Annotated in this window: 16 protein-coding genes and 1 tRNA gene; 6 read left to right on the top strand and 11 right to left on the bottom strand. The window is 60.9% G+C overall.

Annotated features, from left to right (window positions below; all coding sequences use genetic code 11):
- Positions 1-45: 45 nt before the first annotated feature.
- Positions 46-134 (bottom strand) — tRNA-OTHER (locus NN484_RS12985).
- On the opposite strand from NN484_RS12985, the gene NN484_RS12980 reads away from it, so the two are divergent.
- Genes NN484_RS12980 through NN484_RS12960 form a run of 5 tightly spaced genes read left to right on the top strand, consistent with a single transcriptional unit; the run spans position 105 to position 8902 of the window.
- Positions 105-1259: a DUF2138 family protein gene (locus tag NN484_RS12980; RefSeq protein WP_274659239.1), complete on the top strand. Its 1155-nt coding sequence runs from the start codon at positions 105-107 to the stop codon at positions 1257-1259. The genes NN484_RS12985 and NN484_RS12980 overlap by 30 nt on opposite strands.
- Positions 1244-1894 carry a DUF1175 domain-containing protein gene (locus NN484_RS12975; protein ID WP_095122135.1) on the top strand — a complete coding sequence of 217 codons (651 nt, stop codon included), beginning with the start codon at positions 1244-1246 and terminating at the stop codon, positions 1892-1894. Before NN484_RS12980 ends, NN484_RS12975 begins: the two co-directional genes overlap by 16 nt.
- Complete coding sequence (locus NN484_RS12970) at positions 1891-6465, top strand: alpha-2-macroglobulin family protein (protein ID WP_274659238.1); 4575 nt, start codon at positions 1891-1893, stop codon at positions 6463-6465. Before NN484_RS12975 ends, NN484_RS12970 begins: the two co-directional genes overlap by 4 nt.
- Before the next feature lies 1 nt (position 6466).
- Complete coding sequence (locus tag NN484_RS12965; protein ID WP_274659237.1) at positions 6467-8086, top strand: DUF2300 domain-containing protein; 1620 nt, start codon at positions 6467-6469, stop codon at positions 8084-8086.
- 3 nt (positions 8087-8089) lie between these two features.
- A complete protein-coding gene (locus NN484_RS12960) occupies positions 8090-8902 on the top strand; it encodes a YfaP family protein (protein WP_274659236.1) in 813 nt (270 codons plus the stop codon).
- Between the two features lie 60 nt (positions 8903-8962).
- Here the strand turns inward: NN484_RS12960 and NN484_RS12955 are convergent, their stop codons facing one another.
- From NN484_RS12955 to exaC, 10 genes are all read right to left on the bottom strand, one after another.
- Positions 8963-10519: a methyl-accepting chemotaxis protein gene (locus tag NN484_RS12955; RefSeq protein WP_127651223.1), complete on the bottom strand. Its 1557-nt coding sequence runs from the start codon at positions 10517-10519 to the stop codon at positions 8963-8965.
- Between the two features lie 1251 nt (positions 10520-11770).
- Entirely contained in the window at positions 11771-12517 is a 747-nt protein-coding gene (locus tag NN484_RS12950; protein ID WP_127651222.1) for a S24 family peptidase, read from the bottom strand.
- Between the two features lie 219 nt (positions 12518-12736).
- The gene (gene ppa, locus NN484_RS12945) at positions 12737-13264 is read right to left on the bottom strand and encodes an inorganic diphosphatase (protein WP_008052339.1); all 528 of its coding nucleotides are present in this window, start codon (positions 13262-13264) and stop codon (positions 12737-12739) included.
- A gap of 112 nt (positions 13265-13376) precedes the next feature.
- Complete coding sequence (locus NN484_RS12940; RefSeq protein ID WP_274659235.1) at positions 13377-14189, bottom strand: M90 family metallopeptidase; 813 nt, start codon at positions 14187-14189, stop codon at positions 13377-13379.
- A gap of 4 nt (positions 14190-14193) precedes the next feature.
- Positions 14194-14844 carry a DedA family protein gene (locus NN484_RS12935; protein WP_215502223.1) on the bottom strand — a complete coding sequence of 217 codons (651 nt, stop codon included), beginning with the start codon at positions 14842-14844 and terminating at the stop codon, positions 14194-14196.
- Positions 14845-15154: 310 nt separating this feature from the next.
- Positions 15155-15616 (bottom strand): GNAT family N-acetyltransferase, encoded by a 462-nt coding sequence (locus NN484_RS12930; RefSeq protein WP_127651220.1) that lies wholly within the window; start codon positions 15614-15616, stop codon positions 15155-15157.
- A gap of 115 nt (positions 15617-15731) precedes the next feature.
- Positions 15732-16556: an ethanolamine ammonia-lyase subunit EutC gene (gene eutC, locus NN484_RS12925; RefSeq protein WP_274659234.1), complete on the bottom strand. Its 825-nt coding sequence runs from the start codon at positions 16554-16556 to the stop codon at positions 15732-15734.
- A gap of 5 nt (positions 16557-16561) precedes the next feature.
- Positions 16562-17956, bottom strand: a complete 1395-nt coding sequence (locus NN484_RS12920) for an ethanolamine ammonia-lyase subunit EutB (protein ID WP_274659233.1) — start codon at positions 17954-17956, stop codon at positions 16562-16564.
- A 177-nt stretch (positions 17957-18133) separates the two neighbouring features.
- Complete coding sequence (gene eat / locus NN484_RS12915) at positions 18134-19504, bottom strand: ethanolamine permease (protein WP_127651217.1); 1371 nt, start codon at positions 19502-19504, stop codon at positions 18134-18136.
- 278 nt (positions 19505-19782) lie between these two features.
- Positions 19783-21303, bottom strand: coding sequence for an acetaldehyde dehydrogenase ExaC (gene exaC / locus NN484_RS12910; protein ID WP_123448265.1), 1521 nt, complete (start codon positions 21301-21303; stop codon positions 19783-19785).
- Between the two features lie 392 nt (positions 21304-21695).
- Here exaC and NN484_RS12905 point away from each other — a divergent pair, with 392 nt between their 5' ends.
- A complete protein-coding gene (locus NN484_RS12905) occupies positions 21696-23606 on the top strand; it encodes a sigma-54-dependent Fis family transcriptional regulator (protein ID WP_274659232.1) in 1911 nt (636 codons plus the stop codon).
- Positions 23607-23690: the final 84 nt, after the last annotated feature.

Here is a 23690-nt window from a genome sequence, read left to right as displayed (position 1 = left end):
TGGATCGCGGCGGGTTGGCGAAACTGCTCGAACCGCTGGCGAAAGTGGCGCTGGACGATTCGCAGCTCAGCGTCTTCGGCAGCCTGAAAGTCGGCAGCGACGAAGTGCCGCTGTACCAGCTCAGCTACAACGCCAGCAAATCGCTGCTGTTTGCTTCGCGCGGCGACAAACTGGTGGTGCTGTCCAACCCGAACAAGTATTACGACCCGGCCAACGGCGAGTCCGAAGAGTCCGGGCATGTTTCGCCCCAAGCGCTGGCGGCCCTGCTCAACGGCGACAAACTGTTCCCCGAGGCCTTCGGGCTCCCGGCCAAGGCGCCGGACGTCAAACAGCGTCTGTCGGTCAATTCCAGCGTCCTCGCCATGGGTTATCAGCGCTTTATCCCGAACTTTGCCGGGCTGCGCTTCGACATGGACGACAAGGGCTGGCACAGCTTCCTCGCCATGGATGAGCTGGATAACCAACCGGACTTCGATTTCAAACCGGTGTGGCAAGCCATGCCGCTGGGCGCCAGTGCCTGCGTGACCCTGCCGGTGGCAGCCGAACCGCAGAAACCATTGTTGGTGAAACTCGGCGCTGAAGAGGCGGTGGCGCAGACCCTCACCGAACACGTGGCCGGCGCGGCGGGCTTGTGCTGGTACGCCGATTCGCGGTTGTACACACCCTTGCTGGTCGCCAGCCTGAAGGACGAGGACAGCAGCAAACTCGACGGCGACCTGGGCAAACTGTTCGGCTCGATGGTGGGTGCCTTCGAGGCCAACGTCGACGAAAAAGTCTTTCCGGTGGTTGAGAAGCAAGAAGGCCAAAACCATGTCTGGCAGCGTCAGGTCAGCTCGAACTTTGGCCCGTACGCGGCGAAGACTGCCGAAAACCCGGACGCCATCAGTGGCCGCGCTTTCATGAAAGTCAGCCTCGCGCGTCACGGTTCGACGCTGCTGTTTTCCCTCGACGACAAACTGGTCGACAAGGCCCTCGGCACCCTCGACAAACGCTTCCCGCCGATGGCTGACGTGTTGCCCAAAGACGTGCTGATGCCGATCTATTTCGGCCCGGACTCTATGGCGCAACTGATGCAGCAGGAAACCCTCGACAGCCTGCCGCAGGACATGGAACCGGTGTTCTACAACGCCGCGCAAACCTACCTGATCCCGAAACTGCGCACCCTTGGCGGCTACGGTAAATATGCCCTGACTTTGCCTGAAGGCAGCGAGCCTGATGGCCACTGGCAGTGGCTGCCGCTGGAATGGAAAGCGCTGTGACGACACTGATCCGCAGCCTCGGCTTGCTCGCGCTGTTACTGAGCGCGGGCGCCCGAGCCGTTGAAGCGCCAGCCCTGGATCCGGCGCAATCCCAGGTGTTTCGCGCCTGGTTTGTGCGCATTGCTCAAGAGCAACTGAGTCAGGGCCCGAGCCCGCGTTGGTATCAGCAAGACTGTGCCGGACTGGTACGTTTCGCCGCCAACGAAGCGCTGAAAGTCCACGACGACAAGTGGCTGCGCAGCAATGGTCTGTCCAATCGCTACCTGCCGCCGGAGCTGTCGCTGAGCGATGAGCAGCGCAAGCTCGCCCAGCAATGGCAGCAGGGCGGCGGCAAGGTCGGGCCGTACGTCAACGCGATCAAACTGATTCAGTTCAACAGCCATCTGGTCAGCCGCGACGTGTCCCAGGCACGCCCCGGCGACCTGATGTTTTTCGATCAGGGCGACGACCAGCACCTGATGATCTGGATGGGCCGCTACATCGCCTATCACACCGGCACGACCACCCCCACTGACAACGGCATGCGTTCGGCAAGCCTGCAGCAACTCATGACATGGAAGGACACCCGATGGATACCCGACGCAGCCAACCCCAACTTCATCGGCGTCTATCGACTGAACTTTCTCTCCCAATGACCGGTGCCCGCATGTTGCGTATCTGCTCCCGAGTATCTGTGCTGCTGGCGCTGTTGCTGCCATTGGCGACCGTCAACGCTGAAGATTCGGTGGAGCCGAGCGGCTACACGCCGGTCACCGGTGAAAGCTTCTTCCTGCTGGCCGACAGCAGTTTCGCGGCGGACGAGCAGGCGATGGTGCGCCTCGAAGCACCGGGCCGCGACTACCGTCGCTTTCGCATGGAACCCTATGGCGGCGCCGACATCCGCGTGTACCGCATCGACAAGCCGCTGGATTTCCTCAAGCGCCAGAAGAACTTGCACCGTGTGGTCAGCGACGGCCAGTTCAAGGGCGAAGGTCTGTCCAACACCCTCGCGTACCTGTGGGACAACTGGTACCGCAAATCCCGTCGGGTGATGCAGCGCGCGTTCTCCTACGAGTCGCGCAAGCAAGTCACCGAGGAAGTGCCGGAACTGAAGATGGGCAACGCCATCGCCGCGCCGACTCCGTACGACGCGCAGCCGCAATTTGCCTTGATCCCGGGTCTGCCGGTGGTCAGCCAGTTCCGCTATCCGCTGTGGCAGGCCAAACCGATCCAGCCGCCGGCCGGGGTCAATCTGGCCGGGTCTTCCAGCGAGTTCGTCAGCGTTGCCCCGGGCAACGTGTACATCCCGTTGGGCAACCTGAAACCGGGCCTGTACCTGGTCGAGGCGCTGATCGGCAAGTACCGCGCGACCACCATGGTCTTCGTCTCCAACACGGTGGCGGTGAGCAAGATTGCCGGTGATGAATTGCTGGTGTGGGCGGCGCGCAAACACGAAGGCAGTTCGGTGCCGAAGGTCAATGTGCTGTGGACCGACGGCCTCGGCGTGATGAGCAGCGGTGCCACCGATGCCGATGGTTTGCTGCGCCTGAAACACGTCAGCCCCGAGCGTTCGTTCGTGATCGGCGAAGACGAAGAGGGCGGGGTGTTCGTCTCCGAGAACTTCTATTACGACAGCGAAATCTACGACACCAAACTCTACGCGTTCACCGACCGGCCGCTGTATCGCCCGGGTGACTGGGTGTCGCTGAAGATCGTTGGTCGCGAGTTCAAGAATGCTCGGGATTCGGTGTTGCCCGGTGCGGCAGATGTCACGGTCAGCGTGCTCGACGCCACCGGCACCGAGCTGCAGCACCTTGACCTGAAACTCGACTCGAAGGCCGGCACTCAAGGCCGGTTCCAGTTGCCGGATAACGCCGTGGCCGGTGGTTACGAGATTCGTTTCAACTACAAGGATCAGGCCTACAGCAGTGCCTTCCGCGTCGCGGAATACATCAAGCCGCACTTCGAAATCTCGCTGAATCTGGCCAAGCAGGATTACCGCACAGGCGAGCCGGTGAAGGGCAGTCTGGTGCTGCTCTACCCGGACGGCAAACCGGTGGCCAACGCCAAACTGACCCTGAGCCTGCGCGCCCAGCAACTGTCGATGGTCGACAACGAGCTGCAATACCTCGGGCAATTCCCGGTAGAGCTGAGCAGCACCGAACTGACCACCGACAGCAAGGGCAACGCGACCCTCGACCTGCCGGCCGCCGACAAACCGAGTCGCTACATGCTCACCGTGTTTGCCAGCGATGGCGCAGCGTATCGGGTCAAGACCACCAAGGAAATCCTCATCGACCGTGGCGCCGCGAGCTTCCGCCTGAGTGCGCCGCAACGCTTCAGCGCGGTCAAGGACAAAGTCGCGTTCAGCTACGCCAACGAGGGTGGCAGCGAGCAGAGCAAAGCGGTCACCCCGAGTAGCTACAGCTGGGTGCGTCTGGAAGACCAGAGCACTGGCGAAGGCAAACTGGCGGCGACTGACAAGGGCTTCAGCATGGCCTTCGAACGTCCGGGTACTTACAACCTGACGCTGAAAGATCAGCACGGTCGCGTCCTTGGCGCTACCGGCCATTCGGTCACCGGCGACGGCGTCAAAGCGGTGCCGGGCACTGTGGAAATCGTCCTAGACAAACCCGAGTACAAGGCCGGCGATGAAGCGCTGGCGCTGATCACCTTCCCTGAGCCAGTCAGCGATGCACTGCTGTCGCTGGAGCGCGACAAGGTTGAAGCCACCGCGCTGCTGGGCAAGGGCGGCGACTGGCTGAAACTGGAAAAACTCAGCGACACCCAATACCGCGCGCGCATTCCGGTGAAGGACAGCTTCGCGCCGAACCTGACCTTCTCGGTGCTCTACACCAAGGGTGGTCAGTACAGCTTCCAGAACGCCGGGATCAAGGTGATTGCCCCGCAAATCGACGTGGCGATCAGCACCGACAAAGCGGTGTATCAACCGGGTGATACGGTCACCGTCGACCTGACCACGCAGTTCGCCGGCAAAGCGGTGCCGGCGCACCTGACCGTCAGCGTCGTCGATGAAATGGTCTATGCACTGCAACCGGAGGTCGCGCCGACCATCGACCAGTTCTTCTATCACCCTCGGCGCAACAACGTGCGCACCAGCGCCAGCCTGTCGTTCATCAGTTACGACGTGGCACTGCCGGGCAGCCCCGGCGCGCCGGGCAAGGCCAACCGCAGCGAGCGTGGGGTGAAGGTGCTGGAGCGTCCGCGTCGTGAAGACGTCGACACCGCCGCATGGCAGCCGGAGTTGCTCACAGGCGCCGACGGCAAAACCCGTTTCACCTTCAAGATGCCGGACTCGCTGACCCGCTGGCGCATCACCGCCCGGGCCATCGCCGATGACGGGCAGGTCGGGCAGAAGAAACAGTTCGTGCGTTCGGAAAAACCGCTGTACCTGAAGTGGAGCGGGCCGAGCAAATTCCGCAAAGGCGATCAGCCGCAGCTCGGGGTGTTCGCCTTCAGCCAGGCTGGGAAACCGGTCAAGGCTGAGCTGGTCACCCATTACGCGGGCGCCGAACAACGCCTGCCGGTGACCCTGAACAACGGCATCAACTACGTGCCGCTGCCAGCGTTCGCCCTGGCCTCGGGTGAGTGGACCGCCGAACTGGTGCAGGACGGTAAAACCGCTGACGCCTTGGTCGTGCGCCTGAGCGCTACCGGTGACGGCTGGCAAGTGACGCAAACCCAAAGCCTCGACGTCGCCAGCGGCGATACCCCGTTGAGCCTGCCGGCCGACGCCACCGACATTCGCCTGCGTCTGGATGACAGTCCGCAAGCGCTGTTCCGCTCTGCCCTCGATGATCTGCTGAGCTATCCGTACGGCGGCGTCGAGCAGACGGCCAGCCGTTTGCTGCCGCTGAGCATCGCTTATCCGTCGCTGGCGTCGAGCCCGCAGATCCGCGATCGCTTGCGCCTGATCATGCAGAACAGCCGCCTGCGTCTGGTGCAAATGGCCGGGCCGTCGGCGAGCTTCACCTGGTGGGGTTACGACGGTGAGCCGGATGCCTTCCTTACCGCTTACGCCTACTACGCCGACTGGAACGCCAGTCAGGTGCTGGACCTGACCTTGCCGCCGGAGCATTGGCAGCGAGTGCTGGAGGTCTACGCCAAGCAAGCGCCGAACACGCCGCTGCTGCAACGGGCGCTGATCCTGTCGTTCGCCAAGCAAATGCACCTGCCGGTGAACACCTTGCTCAGCGGTTTGATGGACGATCTGGCCAAGGCCGGTGAAGGCAACGCGGAAACCCTGATGGACGATGGCGCAGACAGCCTGGTGATGAGCGACCCGGATTCGGCGCTCGGTCTGGCGGCGGCGCGGGTGTTGACCGCTTCGTTGGCCACGCAGTCGAAAGTCGCGTTCTCGGAGGCGTTCAATCGTCAGGTTGGCGCGGCGCAACAGCGTCTGGCGGTCAGTTCGCAGCCGTTTGCCGAGGCGCTGAACCTGTCGCTGCAACCGTTCGATCAGGCCCGTGCGACCGCGCTGCTGCAACGTCTGCTGCCACAACAATCGACCCTCGAACGCGCCTTGGCGCTGAGCTGGTTGCAACGCAGCATCGCACAGGCGTCGCCGACCATCGCGCTGATGCCGGGTGAGGGCTGGAAGAAAAACTACGGCGCGACCGGCGAGATGTTCTGGACTTGGCAGGGCGCGACACCGGTGCCGAGTATGTTGTCGGTGTCCGGTACTCAGGAGCGCCCGCTGCGGGCGGCGCTGAGCTTCCAGACCCAGCAACCGGCCGTCGACCCAATGGCCGTGACCATCACCCGGCGTCTGTCGCGACTGGTGCCGGGCGACGAAGCGTTCACCTTCAAACTGGAGCCGGTCGGCAGCAAGCCGCTGTCCAGCGACAGCCTGTACCTGGACGAAGTGATCCTCACCAGCAAGGCACCGAAACCGCTGCGCTACGGCATGCTCGAAGTGCCGCTGCCACCGGGAGCCGATGTCGAGCGCACCACCTGGGGCATCAAGTTGCAGGGCAAGGACGGCACCGAACCGACCGCGCTGGAGAAGGCGCGCTTCGAACCGGGGCAACTGGCCTACGCGGTGCCGGTGGATGCACTGAGCGGCGAATTGCGTCTGCGCCATCTGGTGCGTTTCTCGCAGAAGGGCCAGTTCAACCTGCCGCCGGTACGTTTCACTCAGGTCTACGCGCCGCAGCATCAGGCCCAGGAAGCGAAAGCCGCCCTCGGTCAGGTCACGGTCAACTGACATGAACCGGCCGCTGCTGTGGCTGCTGATGTGTGTGATGCCTGCGCTGGCGACGGCGCAGGATGAACCGTTGCGGCTGGCGTACAAGGGCGAGTTGTTGTCGTTGAATCACACGCAACTGATCGCGCGCGAGCCATTACCGTCGACGCTGGATACGCCGCTGGGCAGCCTGTGGAAATTGTTCGTGTACGCATGGCTGGTGGATACCGGTGCTCGCGAGCCGGCGTATGAATGTCGCGGGCAGTCCAAGGATGAGATTTATTGCTGCTCGGCGGGTGGCAAGATCGAGCGGGATCAGGCGTTGGTGAAATCCTGCGGGTTGTACTTTGAACCGACGCGGTTGGGTATAAATGCTGGCGATTGGCGAACCTATTGGCAGGAGCGGCAGGCGCCGTCGTGGTTGCTGGATTTGCCAACCGTGCAACCGGCAACTCGGGTTTCCGTGGCTGACTTGCTGAAGGTGTTGTCGTTGCTGCCGGCGCAGGATCAGATGCGCCGCGTATTGCTCGACGTCGTGTTGAACGCGGCGGACGGCAATGTCGTCGGCGAGCTGGGCGGGCGCTTGCGGGTGAAGACCTGGAGCTGGCTCGCCGATCAGGATCCGCAATCGCGGCAGGGCGGTTTCGCCGGTTGGACGGTGGACGGTTCGCCGATCTGGGCCGGTGGGCGCGGCACCAGTCAGATGGTTCTGCGTCATTACGGCCAGGCACTGGCGACGGTGTTGCCGGCGGCATGGCCGGCCGAGGCGGGGCGTTGTGTCGAGGTCGGGCTGTTCTCGCGCTATCCGTTGACGCGGGTTTTGGCGGGCGAGCGGGTGGTGACGTCCGGCCCGCTGCAGGGCGACTACCGCGTCGAATTCGCCAACGGCAATGCGCTGGATATCCACAGCGCCGGCGAATTGTTTCTGCTCAACGACAAACTGGTCGCAAGACTCGATCGCGAAGAATACGTCGCCCGCGTCCTTGAGCGCGAAGCCAAGCCTGAACCCGCTGAAGCCGCCAAGGCACTGGCCGTGGCGATCCGCACGTATCTGCTGCAAAACGCCACGCGCAACGGCGATTGCCTGAGCATCGACGACAGCAGCAACCGTCAGCGTGTCGCCCCGCGCCCGGCCTCGGCGGAGTCGCGCAGCATCGCGGCGTGGACGGCGGATCTGGTGCTGGCCGGTAGCACGGTCACCTATCACTCCGATCAACCCGGCCCGGACAAACTTGCCTGGCAACAAGCCGTTGAACAAGCCAACGCCGGCCAGCGCTACGACGCGATTCTGCTGCACGCCTATCCACGCGCGAGCCTCAGTCGCTGGGACAACCCGGTGGCCTCCTGCGAAGCGCTGCCCGCTGCCCAGGACTGGCTGCAAAAGCAGCGTCGCGGCTGGCGTCCGACGCTGGAAAGCGAAACCGGCTACAACGAAGTCAGCACGTTCGCCGTGTGCAAACTGGCTTTCGGCCGTCCGTTTGTCGATCGCGAACGCCAGCGTATATACGTGCGCGGCGTGCTGACGCTGCAGGATCGCCTCGACCTGACTCATGAATACCTGCACCTGGCCTTTGAAGCACATCCCAATGGCCAGGATGAAACCTACATCGAAGGGCTCGCCCGTCACCTCTTGCTGGAATAGACCATGACACTCCGTTATCCACAGGTCTTGCTGTTGCTCTGCGCGTTCAATGCATTGCCGATGGCAATGGCCGCCGACAGCGTCAAACTCGACACCCCGGTCGGCGGCTGGCGCACCGGCGCGGCCCAGGGCGAAGGCGAAAACTTCCGCCAGACCGTCAACTACCCGGCCTCCTCGGTGAACACCCCGGTCGGCCAGGCCAACACCGCGCGCATCAGCGGCGAAATCAAAGCCACCCCCAAGAGCAAGGAACCCGGCCGACTGATCGTCAATGGCGTCAGCATGCCGCTGAAAATCGATGACAGCGGCCGTTTCGACCGCCCGTTCTCCTTCCCCAACGGCAGCAACAGCGTCGAAGTGCGTAGCCCCGACGGCCAGCAGCGCCACCGCACCCAGTTCCTCAACGCCAGCGGCGGCGCCACCCCGGCGAAACTGCGCGTACTGCTGGCCTGGGACAGCGACGGCACCGATCTCGACCTGCACCTGATTACCCCCGACGGCGCCCACATCTGGTACGGCGACCGCACCGCCCCCAACGGCGCAGCGCTCGACGTCGACGTCACCACCGGCTACGGCCCGGAAATCTTCGCCATGCCGGCGCCGATCAAGGGCCAGTATCTGGTGTATGTGAACTACTTCGGCGGTGGGTATCGCGGGGATGACGAGGGCGACGATGAGGCTGTGCAGCCGCTGACCACGGCGCAGGTGACGGTGATTACCGAGGAAGGTACGCCAAGCGAGAAGATGGAGACGTTTATCGTGCCGATGCGGGCGGTGGGGGAGTTGACGTTGGTGAAGTCGTTCAGCTATCCGTGAATTTACTCTCGACGGAGTGAGGTCGGGCGCCGCCAGGAGCGGGCAGCGCCTGCCTAGGGCTCATACTTTGAAACGGCCAACCAGACCTTCCAGCTCATGCCCCAGCCGCGCCAGTTCAATACTCGACGACGCGGTTTCTTCACAGGTACTTGCCGTCTGATCTGAAATGTCGCGAACGTTGATTACGCTGCGATTGATTTCCTCGGTTACGGCACTTTGCTGATCCGCCGCGGTGGCGATCTGCTGATTCATCGACTGGATAATGGATACCTTGGCGGTGATGTTTTCCAAGGCGTTGACGGCGCGATGGGTAAAGTCCACGCTGCTTTCGCTCAGCAGCAGGCTGCTGTCCATGCCTGAAGCGACGGCGTGAGTGCCGCTTTGCACACCGGCGACCAGATTTTCAATTTCTTCAGTGGAGCGCTGGGTGCGCAAGGCCAGATTACGCACCTCATCGGCAACCACTGCGAAACCGCGACCTGCCTCTCCTGCGCGAGCCGCTTCAATGGCGGCATTGAGCGCCAGCAAGTTGGTTTGCTGGGCTACGGCCTTGATCACATCCAGCACACCGCCAATTTTGTCGCTTTGTTCCTGAAGGTGGCGTACAGCCTCTGCCGAGCGGTTGAGTTCTTCCGCCAGACGTTTGATCTGAGCGATGGCATCACCGACGATCTGCTCCCCCTCGCAGGCTTGCTGATCTGCGACAGTGGCGGCAGCCGACGCCTCTTCGGCATTGCGTGCGACGTTTTGCACGGTGGCGGTCATTTCGTTCATTGCAGTGGCAACGTGATCAGTCTCGACTTTCTGATTGTTCACGCCTGTATTCGTTTGCTCGGTAATGGCCGATAGCTGTTCGGCAGCGCTTGCTACCTGGATGACACCGGCCCGAATACCGTCGATCAGTTCATGCAGGTTGAGCGTCATCCGGTGTAGACCCGATTGCAACAGGCCCAACTCATCACGCCGATCAACCTGAACCTGGTGGCTTAAATCACCTTCGGCAATGCGATTGACCGCCTCAAGTGTGCCGCGTAGCGGGGTGACGATCTGTCGAGTAATCACCCATGCCGCCAGTGTGCCGAGCAGCAAAGCCAGGGCGGCTACAAGGCTCAGCAGGGTTTTGGCGGACTCGGCATCGGTCGCGCGCTTGGCGTTTTGCGAATCAATGAGTTTTTGCGTGGTGTCGAGCAACTGATCGCCCAACTGCCCCATTCGTTTGAACATGGGGGCCTGATCAATGTTGGGCCTGACCAGTTCTTGCAGCAGTTGTCCATATTCCGTCGCTGCGCTGATCTGTTGCTGAATCAGCTCGTGATCTACCGGTACGATGAATTCTCCTTTGATACTGGTCAGGTGGGCCAGCAGGCTATCCAGCGTTTGCTGCAAGGGGCGATAGGCATCCGGTTGAGGATTGCCACCTATGCGTAAACGAATGATTCGCAAGTCTTTCGTGTAATTACTGACTTGAGCAATCTTTTCGATCTTGATGCCACGCTCGGTCAGTGCGTTAACCGCATACCAGCCGGAGGCTGCGATTAACAACGTAAGTCCTAATACCAGTCCAAACCCCAGACTAAGTTTAGCGCTGACACGGATATCGCTGATCCAGCCGAACATAAGGACTCCAGGTAATGATGGGTTTAGATTGATCTTGGTGTTCTGATGTCGACCCTGAGTCGTGAATCTTTAACTTTGCGGCTGCTATTAATTGTGGGGCGAGTAATTTTTAATCTGTTGGTCAGAAAAATATTCAGCGTCGCTGCTACATGATGTCGGGTAACTGAAAGGTTACAGCTTAAAGCCCGCCTGAGTTGTGAGCGCTCTTCGGCGGTTGGCCAAAGACATCAAAGGAAGATAAAACAACATGCCTCATTCTTTAGTCGAATAGGCAGAGTTGTCGTGATCTGGATAGCCCGGATTCGCGGACTTTCCTGCGGAATCAGCTGCTGTAACGATTAGATGTGAACCAGCTGCTTCAGGTAAAAAAACAGTTGATCCTGACAGGCTCTGTAGTGGCCTTCGAGCTTTTCCACTTCCCACATTCGAGCTAGCCACACGTCATCACATGCTGCATTTATTTGATTGACTGTAGTTTTCCAAGCGATGCGCGCACTGTCTATGGCGTGGAGTAATTGCAGTAGTTTCTCATCTATTGGTATCGTACCCAGCGGGTATTGGCTCAAAGACATTTTAGTTCCAAAACTAACTGGTGGTCGGATTGGCTTTTGTGGTGGGTACTATAATCGCTGGTGTCAACGGGCCAGTATTCGACTAATGGCTAAGAGGGTTTATAAATATTGAGTGTTTTTAGTTTCGGTTATTCACAGGACTTATTCTTGTTTGCGGGCAATCTGGATGGGCGGTGACTTTTTAAAAGTTGACCCGCGATGGGGATTTGCCTGATTCGTTTCAGCGCGGTCAGCCAAGTAACAAACCCATGCTGGTTGTACTTCGCGTTAATTTATCGATGCGACGGATCGGGGGGGTACGCCAGCAGATTTTGATCGTCAGAAGCATCTGGCCTGGTTTTCTGCGGGCATTAAAAAGCCGGCTTGTGGCCGGCTTCTCGGGGACTGGCTTGGTTTATTTTTGGTAAACCGCGTCAGCCTTCAAAACGTACACCCGGATCTGCGTCCGGCTGTGGGACTTGGTCAGATGTTGGTCTGCCGCGTCAGGCGTCATCTGAGCCGCGAGAGCGGGTCGATGCGCAAATGTGGGGCGCAGGATACTGAGTTTTGTTGGGGATTCCCAGCCTGAAGTGCGGTTTAGAGCGATCTCAGTCGAACAAATTCGAGATTTGTACCGATTATGAGGGCCTCATCGCAAGCAGGCTCACTCCTACAGGGGAGGGCGCGGCTCGGGAGGGGGTCAAAGAAACGGAACCACCGGTCGGCGTTTGCCCAGGGTAGACCACCAGAATACCCAGCCCAGAATATGTATTCGCTGCTCATCGATCTGCGCCGCGCGGAAGATTTCGTCCGGGTGTTCGGCGCTGTTGTGGCTGCGCAGGCGCAGGGCGTTGCCGGGCATGCGGTGCAGGTATTTGATGCGCAGCATGCCGTCGTGTTCGATGGCGTAGATTTCGCCGTCGACCACTTGGGTCAGGCCGCGGTCGATGCCGACGATGGAACCGTCTTCGATGCGTTCGCCCATGCTGTTGCCGATCATGTGCGCGCAGATGGCGTCGGTGTGGCGGATTTCCAGTTGGTCGAGGTGGGCGCGGGGCAGGCGGATGGTGTGCTCGGGGTCGAGGATGACGTGGGTTTTGCCGGCGCCGGTGGTGAGCGGTGTTTCCTTGAAGAACGGCAGTTCGATGTCGTTGGGATCGATGACCGTGTAGACGCCACGGATGGCCTGGGCGTCGAAGGTGTCGCCGTTGCTGGCAGGGGTTTGCAGGCGGGGTGACTCTTTGGTGCCTTCGCCGGTTTTCAGCCAGTCGCTGTTGACCGACAGCAGGCGCGAGACTTCCTCCATGCGATACGCCGGGACACCCCGGGTGTACCAGTTATGAATGTTTTGGGCTTCCGTGCCCCAGAACTTTGCGAATCCGGTGGTGGTGATGTTCGCTGCTTCCAGGAGTGCCTTGAATCTTGGACCGCTAGTGTTCTTTCTCATAAACACGGAGTCTACGGGCGCGCTAGAGCGGTTTGAATAAACTGGGTGTTCAAAAAACGGCTGTATTTTGCGACTGGATGTAAGACGTGCTTGTGGGAAATTACACACCTTCAAACTTTTCTGTAGTCCGTCGTAAACACGCTGTTTAAGCCGCTTTTCCGGGGCGAAAAAAAACCCGGATCAACCGGGTTTTTTCAAGCGTATCGCAGGTCGTGCAGCTTAGCCCTTGTAGGCAGCAACCGACTTGGTGATCGCGTCGCGAGCGGCGTCAGCGCCAGCCCAGCCTTCGATCTTGACCCACTTGCCTTTTTCGAGATCTTTGTAGTTCGCGAAGAAGTGCTCGATCTGCTGAATCAGCAGTGGCGGCAGGTCGGTGTATTCCTTCACGTCGACGTACAGCTGGGACAGCTTGTCGTGTGGGACTGCGATGACTTTGGCATCGCCGCCGCCGTCGTCGGTCATGTTCAGGATGCCGACTGGACGCGCGCGGATCACCGAGCCTGGAGCAACCGGGTAAGGGGTCACAACCAGCACGTCGAGGGGATCACCGTCGTCAGCCAGAGTGTTCGGGATGTAACCGTAGTTGGCCGGGTAGAACATTGGGGTGGCCATGAAACGGTCAACGAACAGGCAATCGCTGTCTTTGTCGATTTCGTATTTGATCGGCGCGTGGTTGGCCGGGATCTCGATCGCGACGTAGATGTCGTTCGGCAGGTCTTTGCCAGCCGGAATCTTGCTGTAGCTCATTGGGCGTTGCCCCCGTAGTTGACCAAAAACACTTGGCCGGATTGACCAAAAAGTGGCGGCGATTATAGGCACATTCCTACGCCGACGCCACGTACCAGAAGTCGTGCAGCGCTTACTCCTGCGCCTGATAGACCGGGTCTGTGGCCTGAAGTTGCCGCAGCCTGCCCAACGGATCCTGCCGGTAGAAAAGCTTCAGTTGCAAGTAGACCTGTGGATAAGCCTCGTGCAGCAGATCCGGGGCACTGAAGAAGTATTCGCTGGTGACCGCGAAGAACTCGGCCGGGTTTTCGGCGGCGTACGGGTCGATGGCGGTTTCGACGTCGGGATCGCGGTCGAGCTGGCGGTTGAGGTCGTCGTAGGCGTGTTGCATGACCGCGGCCCAGTCGCTGACGCGCATGTCGGCGTGCAGCGGTGGCAGGCCGTTGGCGTCGCCGTTGAGCATGTCGAGCTTGTGTGCCAGTTCGTGGATCACCAGGTTGTAGCCTTCCCAGCCACCACTGGCCATCACCCCCGGCCAGGCGAGGATGATCGGCCCCTGTTGCCAGGCTTCGCCGCTGTGTTCGCCGTCCCATTCGTGCTCGACCCCGCTGGCATCGCGATGGCGTTGCGGGCTGAGGAAGTCGTCAGGGTAGAGGATGATTTCGTGAAAGCCCTGATACCAGTTCAAGTCGCCCAGATTGAGCAGCGGCAACTGGGCCTGCGCGGCGAGCAGCAGGCGTTGTTCCTGGTGCAGTTCGACGCCGGGCAGGGCGGTCAGGTGTTTGTCATCGAGAAACAGCACACAGGCTTCACGCAGCCACAGGTCTTCGGCGACGCTGATGCCGTCAAGGAAACTCAGATGGTGGCGCACCCGTTGCCACAGTTCGTCGGCAATCGGGTGCCTGGCCAGGATGCGCCGGCGACGCCAGGCGCTCAGTGACCACATCGGCTCAGTGGGTTTCGGCTTTGGCGCCGCCAAAACGGCTGCGCACCACGCCGATGATCATCGGCACCAGCGACAGCAGGATGATGCCGACGACCAGCAGCGACAGGTTCTTCTTGATGAATGGCACGTTGCCAAAGAAGTACCCCAACGTCACCAGACCGCCAACCCACAGGACGGTGCCGAACACGCTAAACGCGAAGAAACGCGGGTACGGCATCTTCCCGACGCCGGCGACGAACGGTGCAAACGTGCGGATGATCGGCAGGAAACGCGCCAGGGTCACGGTTTTGCCGCCGTGCTTGTCGTAGAAATCGTGAGTTTTTTGCAGGTAGTCGCGACGGAAGATTTTCGAGTTCGGATTGCTGAAGAGTTTTTCGCCCGCCGTTCGACCAATCACATAGTTGGTGCTGTCGCCGAGGATGGCCGCGAGCATCAACAGACCGGCCAACAGCACCGGATCCATGCCACCGCCCGCCGCCACGGCACCGGCAATGAACAACAGCGAATCGCCCGGCAGGAACGGCATCACCACCAGCCCGGTTTCACAGAAGATGACAGCGAACAGAATCGCGTAGATCCACGGCCCGTAGTTGGTCACCAGCAAATCGAGGTACACGTCGAGATGCAGGATAAGGTCGAGCGGGTTGAAATCCATGGGGGCACCTGTGGTGACGGCCCGACTCGGCAGGCCTGTGCGGATGATTCGAGTGTAAGCCTACAGCTGGGTGTAGTTTTTCTTACAAGCCGGAAAGCTCGGGATTATACGGTCTGAGAGGTGAAAAGCGCGTTGGTTTTGTAGCGGGGAATGTCGGGGTGTGAGTATTTGTCAGGCGGGCGTTGAGCTTGATGAGGGAGGCAACACTCGGTCGAGCGCCAAGCAAAAGCAAAAAGATCGCAGCCTTCGGCAGCTCCTACAGGGCAACGCATTCCGATGTAGGAGCTGCCGAAGGCTGCGATCTTTGGGTTCAGAGCTCGTCGCTGATCGGCAACACGTAGTTCTTGAACTCGGTGTCTTCCCTGAAGCCGATGGATTCGTAGGTTTTCTGCGCCACTTCGTTGTTGCTGCTGGTGGAGACGCGCATGCGCACGGCCTGGGTTTCCTTGGCCATTTTCTTTGCGGTGCGGATCAGGTTGTCAGCCACCAGCTGGCGGCGGGCGTCTTCGGCGACATAGATGTCGTTGAGGATCCACACGCGTTTGAGCGACAGCGAGGAAAAGCTTGGGTACAGCTGGCAGAAGCCCATCAGCTTCTTGTCGTCATCGTCGGGCAGGGCCAGATAAATCACCGATTCCTTGCGTCGCAGGCGTTTTTCGAGAAACGCGCGGGAGGAATCCGGGTAAGGCAGGGAACCGTAGAACTCGCGATATTTGACGAACAACGGGGTCAGCAAATCCAGGTGTTCGAGGGTCGCTTGAATAATCCGCATGATAGGTCTCGTCTTCAAGTGGCTGTCTTCAACTGCTCTGACGGCGATGGGAAACCCTGGCGGCCGTGCATCGATCCTGCCTGAAAGCAGCGCAGAAACGCAATGCGGAAACGGTTCAGGTTGTGGGCGGATCGAGTAGGAAGTTTCCCTTCATGTCCGCACCTGCGTCCGACTCCAGCGTCTGAACCTGTGCTTCGTCCTTCAGATTGACCCCCGACAACTGCCGCCGGCAGGCTTCGCGCATCAGATACAGCAAGCGATGCGCCGCCATGCCGTAACTCAAGCCCTCAAGCCGTACGTTGGAAATGCAATTGCGGTAGGCATCGGTCAGTCCGACCTTTGGATTGTAGGTGAAATATAAACCCAGGCTGTCGGGCGAGCTGAGGCCCGGACGCTCTCCGATCAGCATCACCACCATTTTTGCGCCAAGCAACTGGCCGATTTCGTCACCGACGGCGACCCGCCCCTGTTCCACCAGTACCACGGGGGCAAGCGACCAGCCGTCGGCGCTCATCTGCTCCTCCAGACGGGTCAGAAACGGCAAGGTATGCCGATGCACCGCCAGCGCCGACAGACCGTCCGCCACCACAATCGCCAGATCGACGCCGCCCGGATGTGCTGTTGCGTAATCCCGAAGGATTTTCGCGGAGTCTTCGCTGAGCTTGCGCCCCAGATCCGGCCGTTGCAGGTAGCTGTTGCGATCCGTCGCCGCGCTATGCAGCAACAGGCTCTGGCGCCCGCGTTCGCTCAGTTGCGCGCTCAGCCCGGCATGATCGAACGGCAGATGCACCGCGTCCCGTGCCTGGGCGTGGGCGAACTGGAAATCCAGTTGGGCGCGGGTCGGCAGGCTGGTGCCGGTGCGGCCGAGGGCGATGCGCGCCGGCGTCAGGCGGCGCAGCTCCAGCCACGGGTTTTGCGGATCGACAGGCGGTTTTTCCATAACATTCATCCCAGTTGCGCCAACGCCTGGCGGAAGGCCGGCGGCAGGTTGTTGCCAAAGCGAACCTTGCCGTCCGCCTGGGTGAAGATGCCCATGTTCGCCAGCCATTGCTCGAACTCCGGCCCCGGTTTCAGGCCCAGGGTCTGGCGCGCATAGAGCGCGTCGTGGAACGAGGTGGTCTGGTAATTGAGCATGATGTCGTCGGAGCCGGGGATGCCCATGATGAAGTTGATCCCGGCTACACCGAGCAACGTCAGCAGGGTGTCCATGTCATCCTGGTCGGCTTCGGCATGGTTGGTGTAACAGATGTCGCAACCCATCGGCACGCCGAGCAACTTGCCGCAGAAATGGTCTTCGAGGCCGGCGCGGATGATCTGTTTGCCGTTGTATAAATATTCCGGGCCGATGAAACCGACCACGGTGTTCACCAGGAACGGCTTGAAATGCCGCGCCACGGCGTAGGCCCGGGTTTCGCAGGTCTGCTGGTCGACACCGTGATGCGCGTTGGCCGACAGCGCGCTGCCCTGACCCGTCTCGAAATACATCAAATTCTGCCCGAGGGTGCCGCGTTTGAGGCTCAGCCCTGCGTCATAACCTTCCTGCAAGACATTCAGGTTGATGCCGAAACTGGCGTTGGCCGCTTCGGTGCCGGCAATCGACTGAAACACCAGATCCAGCGGCACGCCGCGGTTGATTGCCTCGATCGAGGTGGTGACGTGGGTCAGCACGCAGGCCTGGGTCGGGATGTCGTAGCGCTGAATGATCGCGTCGAGCATTTCCAGCATCGCGCAGATCGAGGCAATGCTGTCGGTGGCCGGGTTGATGCCGATCATCGCGTCGCCGTTGCCGTACAGCAGTCCGTCGAGAATGCTCGCGGCGATGCCGGATGGCTCGTCGGTGGGGTGATTCGGTTGCAGGCGGGTCGACAGGCGTCCGCGCAGGCCAAGGGTGCCGCGAAATTTGGTGACCACGCGGATCTTCTGCGCCACCAGCACCAGATCCTGCACGCGCATGATCTTCGACACGGCGGCGACCATTTCCGGGGTCAGGCCGGGGGCGAGCGCGCGCAGGCTGGTTTCGTCGGCCGCATCACTGAGCAGCCAGTCGCGAAAACCGCCGACAGTGAGGTGGCTGACCACGGCAAAGGCTTGTTTGTCATGGGTGTCGATGATCAGTCGGGTGACTTCATCGGCTTCGTAGGGAATCAGCGCTTCCTGCAAGAAATGCGTGAGCGGGATGTCGGCCAGCGCCATTTGTGCGGCCACGCGCTCGCCGTCATTGAGCGCGGCGACGCCGGCCAGGAAGTCCCCGGAGCGCGCCGGGCTGGCCTTGGCCATGACGTCCTTGAGGCTGTCGAAGCGGTAGGTCTGGGCGCCGACGGAATGGGCAAATGCGGCCATGGGGCGGTGTCCTCCAATAATTGATACATCCTCGCAGGAGCTGCCGAAGGCTGCGATCTTTTGATCTTGATCTTGAAAATGCAGGATCAAAAGATCGCAGCCTTCGGCAGCTCCTACAGGAGGCAGCGTGCACTTCTATATAGCGGGCACCGGGCGAAAGGCCCGGTGCCGGTGCAACTAGATACCTTCGAGCATAGCGTCTGCCGGGGCTTCGGCGCGTTGCTTGGCGGTCAGCTGGAAGTACAGATAGCCAGCGGCCATGAAGCCCAGGAACACACAACCGATCAGCGTGTTGAACCACGCCATCGCCACCAGGCACACCACCGCCAGGAACAGCGCAATTGCCGGCACCACCGGGTAGCCCGGGGCGCGGAAGGTGCGTTCCAGGTTCGGTTCGGTTTTGCGCAGTTTGAACAGGCTGAGCATGCTGATGATGTACATCACGATCGCGCCGAACACCGACATGGTGATCATCGCGGCGGTCAGGGTCATGCCCTGAAGATTGACCAGACCATCGCTGTAGATCGCCGCGATGCCGATCACGCCACCGGCCAGAATCGCCCGATGCGGGGTCTGGAAACGCGACAACTTGGCCAGGCTCTTCGGCAGATAACCGGCGCGGGCGAGGGCGAAGAATTGGCGCGAATAGCCGAGGATGATCCCGTGGAAACTCGCCACCAGGCCGAACAGGCCGATCCACACCAGCATGTGCATCCATGATGAGTTGTTGCCGACCACCGCTTTCATGGCCTGCGGCAGCGGATCGTTGATGTTCGACAGTTGGCGCCAGTCGCCGACGCCGCCGGCCATCACCATCACGCCGATGGCGAGGAACACCAGGGTCAGGATGCCGCTGACGTAAGCCTTGGGAATCGTGCGTTTCGGGTCCTTGGCTTCTTCGGCCGCCATGGCCGCGCCTTCGATGGCGAGGAAGAACCAGATCGCGAACGGGATCGCCGCAAAGATTCCGGGGATCGAACCCAGGGTGAACTCGTTGGAACCCGACCAGCCATTGAGCACGAAATTGCTGAAGCTGAAGCCCGGTGCGACCACGCCCATGAACACCAGCAGCTCGGCGACCGCCAGCACGGTGACCACCAACTCAAAGGTCGCAGCAATGCTGACGCCGAGGATGTTCAGGGTCATGAACACGAAGTACGCGCCGACCGCTGCCACCTTCGGATCAAGCTCCGGGTACTGCACGTTGAGGTAGGCGCCGATCGCCATGGCGATGGCCGGTGGGGCGAAAACGAATTCGATCAGGGTGGCGATGCCGGCGATCAACCCGCCTTTCTCGCCGAACGCCCGACGGCTGTAGGCAAACGGCCCGCCCGCGTGGGGAATCGCGGTGGTCAGTTCGGTAAAGCTGAAGATGAAACAGGTGTACATGGTCGCGACCATCAGCGCCGTGACCAGAAAGCCGAGGGTACCCGCCGTGCCCCAGCCGTAACTCCAGCCGAAGTATTCGCCGGAAATCACCAGGCCGACGGCAATGCCCCAGAGGTGCAGGGTGCCGAGTGTGGGTTTGAGCTGTGTGGTGGAAGTCATAAGTCCTCTCTGTTTTTTATTGTTCGATCTGTTGGACTTTCGGGTGCAGTGGTTGGGTGGATGGATGCTGTTCACGCAGCGGCAGTTTTCGCGCAAACCTGAATGACGGGTACGCAAGGGCCGTGCCAGCGCGGCCAGGCCTTGTGTTGTGTCATTGAGGACGCCAATCGCGAGCAGGCTCACTCCTACAGGAGGGATGCGGTGCAATTGCAGGAGCGAGCCTGCTCGCGATAGCGGTCGATAGGGCAACACCGAAACATCAGTGTCGCCCCAGGGTTTTAGAAGAAGCCCAACGGATTGATGTCGTAGCTCACCAGCAGGTTTTTGGTTTGCTGATAGTGGTCGAGCATCATCTTGTGGGTTTCACGGCCGACGCCGGACTTCTTGTACCCGCCGAACGCGGCATGCGCCGGGTACAGGTGGTAGCAGTTGGTCCACACGCGACCGGCCTTGATCGCGCGACCCATGCGGTAGGCGCGGTTGATGTCGCGGGTCCACAGGCCGGCACCGAGACCGAACTCGGTGTCGTTGGCAATCGCCAGGGCTTCGGCTTCGTCCTTGAAGGTGGTGATGCTCACCACCGGGCCGAAGATTTCTTCCTGGAACACGCGCATTTTGTTGGTGCCCTTGAGCAGGGTCGGCTGGATGTAATAGCCGGTCGCCAGACTGCCCTCGAGTTTTTCCACCTTGCCGCCGGTCAGCAGTTCGGCACCTTCGCCCTTGGCGATTTCCAGGTACGACAGGATCTTGTCGAACTGCTGCTCGGACGCCTGGGCGCCGACCATGGTGTCGGTGTCTAGCGGATCGCCGCGTTTGATCTGGCTGACTTTCTTCATCACCGCTTGCATGAATTCGTCGTAGATCGACTCCTGCACCAGTGCGCGGGACGGGCAGGTGCACACTTCGCCCTGGTTGAAGAACGCCAGCACGAGACCTTCGGCCGCTTTCTCGATGAAGCTCGGTTCGGCCTGCATGATGTCTTCGAAGAAGATGTTCGGCGACTTGCCGCCCAGCTCCACGGTGGACGGAATGATGTTCTCGGCCGCGCATTTCATGATGTGCGAGCCGACCGGGGTCGAGCCGGTGAAAGCGATCTTGGCGATGCGTTTGCTGGTGGCCAGCGCTTCGCCGGCTTCTTTGCCGAAGCCCTGCACCACGTTGAGCACGCCCGGTGGCAGCAGATCACCGATCAGCTCCATCAGGACGCAGATGCCCAGCGGGGTTTGCTCGGCAGGTTTGAGCACCACGCAGTTGCCGGCAGCCAGCGCCGGGGCGAGTTTCCACGCGGCCATCAGCAGCGGGAAGTTCCACGGGATGATCTGACCGACCACGCCCAGTGGTTCATGGATGTGATAGGCCACGGTGTTGCCGTCGATTTCGGCAGCGCTGCCTTCCTGGGCGCGCAGGCAGCCGGCGAAGTAGCGGAAATGGTCGGCGGCCAGCGGGATGTCGGCGTTGAGGGTTTCGCGGATGGCTTTGCCGTTGTCCCAGGTTTCGGTGATCGCCAGCAGTTCGAGGTTTTCTTCGATGCGGTCGGCGATTTTCAGCAGGATCAGCGAGCGCGCCTGCACAGAGGTCGCGCCCCACGCGTCGGCGGCGGCGTGGGCGGCGTCCAGTGCCTTGTCGATGTCTTCGGCAGTGGAACGGGGGAATTCGGCAATCGGTTGGCCATTCACTGGCGAGGTATTGGTGAAGTACTGACCTTTGACAGGCGCGACGAACTCGCCGCCGATGTAGTTACCGTACTTGCTCTTGAACGAGACTTTGGCGCCTTCAGTACCGGGGTGAGCGTAACGCATGATGATGTTCTCCTTGGCTTTGTACTTATTAGAGAAACGCGCAAGTGCGCTTGCTATAAGCGTAGAGCAAAGGTCGGGCCACTGCCGTGCAGGTCAGGCAAATCAAGGCCTTGCGGATTTTTTGTCGGACGGGCGGGTGATGCCTGTGATGGTTTCGGTACAGAGGGGGTGACAGTTTGTACCGCTTTTGGCACAGCCTGTGACCGGCCGGTCTTGCCAGCATTGCAATGCCGGCCGGCCTGGAGGATCCTCAGCCAACAGAAACCCTGTAGGAGCTGCCGCAGGCTGCGATCTTTTGATTTTGCTTTCTTGCAGATCAAGATCAAAAGATCGCAGCCTGCGGCAGCTCCTACACGAGGTTTGCGTCGACCTTTCGGGGAGAATAATAAGAAATGCACGACAACCATTTGAGTCGCCATGCCCAACAGGTGCTCACCGTGACCCAGGGCAAGCCGCACCTGCACGGGCCCGGTGCCGATCCGTCGATTGCCCGTTCGTGGCTGCGTTGTCTTGAGGACTATCACCTCGACCCGGCGCTTGCCATGGCGCCCACCGTGCTCGAACACGGGCGCGTCCTCGAAAGCCGCGAGCGCCTGCAACAGGTGTTGCAGATTGCCGGCAATGAAATGAGCAGCCTGCATCAACAACTGTCCGGCGCCGGCCACGCGGTGCTGCTGACTGACGCGCGCGGGGTGATTCTCAACTGCGTCACCGCACCAGCCGAACGCAAGATTTTCGAACGTGCCGGCCTCTGGCTCGGCGCCGACTGGAGCGAAGCCTGCGAAGGCACCAATGGCATCGGCACCTGCCTGGTCGAGCGCCAGGCGCTGACCATTCACCAGGACGAACACTTTCGCGGCCGTCACACCGGCCTGACCTGCTCGGCGAGTCCGGTGTTCGACCCGCACGGCGAATTGCTCGCGGTGCTCGACGTGTCCTCGGCGCGCCACGATGTCTCGCGGCAGAGCCAGTTCCACACCATGGCGCTGGTCAACCTGTCGGCGAAGATGATCGAGAGCTGCTATTTCCTGCGTTGCTTCGATAACCAGTGGTTGCTGCGTTTTCACTTGCAGGCCGAATCCGTCGGCCTGTTCAGCGAAGGGCTGCTGGCGTTTGACGGAGAAGGGCGGATCAGCGCGGTCAACCAGAGTGCGCTGAACCTGCTGGGGCATATTCGCGGTGGCTTGCTGGGCAAACCGGTGGAAGCGTTTTTCGATTGCTCGCTGGACGAACTGCTCGGCCGCGCCAGCGCCAATGCCAGCGCCAGTTGGCCGTTGCGCACCCGCGACGGGCGGCATCTGTTTGCCTTGCTGCGTGGTGAATCGCGCAAACCGCTGCCGATTACGCCGGCCCCGGTTGTGGCTCGGGCGCAACCATTGGCGGGCATTTGCCTCGGTGACGCGGCGCTGCAAGCGGATTTTCGCAAGGCGTTGCGTGTGTTCGAGCGCGACGTGCCGCTGCTGATCAACGGCGAGACCGGCTCCGGTAAGGAAGCCTTCGCCAAGGCTGTGCATCACGCCAGCCAGCGCGCCAACAAAGCCTTCGTCGCCCTCAACTGCGCGGCGATTCCCGAGAGCCTGATCGAGAGCGAACTGTTCGGTTATCGCGGCGGCAGTTTCACCGGCGCGCGCAAGGACGGCATGCGCGGCAAGTTGCAGCAGGCCGATGGCGGCACCTTGTTCCTCGATGAAATCGGTGACATGCCGCTGGCGCTGCAGACCCGTTTGTTGCGGGTGCTGGAAGACCGACAAGTGGTGCCGATCGGCGGCGAGCCGGAGGCGGTCAACGTGCGGATCATCAGCGCCACGCACCGCAATCTGCTGGAGCGGGTCGAAGACGGCAGCTTCCGCGAAGATCTGTATTACCGGCTCAACGGTCTCGAAGTCGCGCTACCGGCGTTGCGCGAGCGCAGTGACAAATCGCAGTTGCTGGATTTCCTGCTGGCCGAAGAGGCGGGCGGGGAGGTGATCGTCATCGACGAACCGGCGCGCCAGGCGTTGCTGGCCTTCAGTTGGCCGGGCAACGTGCGGCAGTTGCGCAATGTCCTGCGTACGCTGGCGGCGTTGTGCGATGACGGGCGGATCGGGCTGGAGGATCTGCCAGCGATGATTCGTCAGGTGCGGCCGCCAGCGGTGGAATCCATTCCCTGCGAGCAACCTCTCGAGGATGCCGAACGATTGGCGTTGCTCAATACTCTTGAACGCACGCGCTGGCACATGACTCACACCGCCGAGCAACTGGGCGTGAGCCGCAACACCCTCTACAGAAAGCTGCGCAAACACGGCATCGCCCGAACCGGATAAATCCCCCTGTAGGAGCTGCCGAAGGCTGCGATCTTTTGATCTTGTTCTTTATAGGATCAAAAGATCGCAGCCTCGTTGCACTCG

Origin of the sequence: Pseudomonas serboccidentalis, from assembly GCF_028830055.1 — a bacterium.
GTDB classification, from domain to species: domain Bacteria; phylum Pseudomonadota; class Gammaproteobacteria; order Pseudomonadales; family Pseudomonadaceae; genus Aquipseudomonas; species Aquipseudomonas serboccidentalis.
This window is presented reverse-complemented; position numbering and strand designations above follow the sequence as displayed.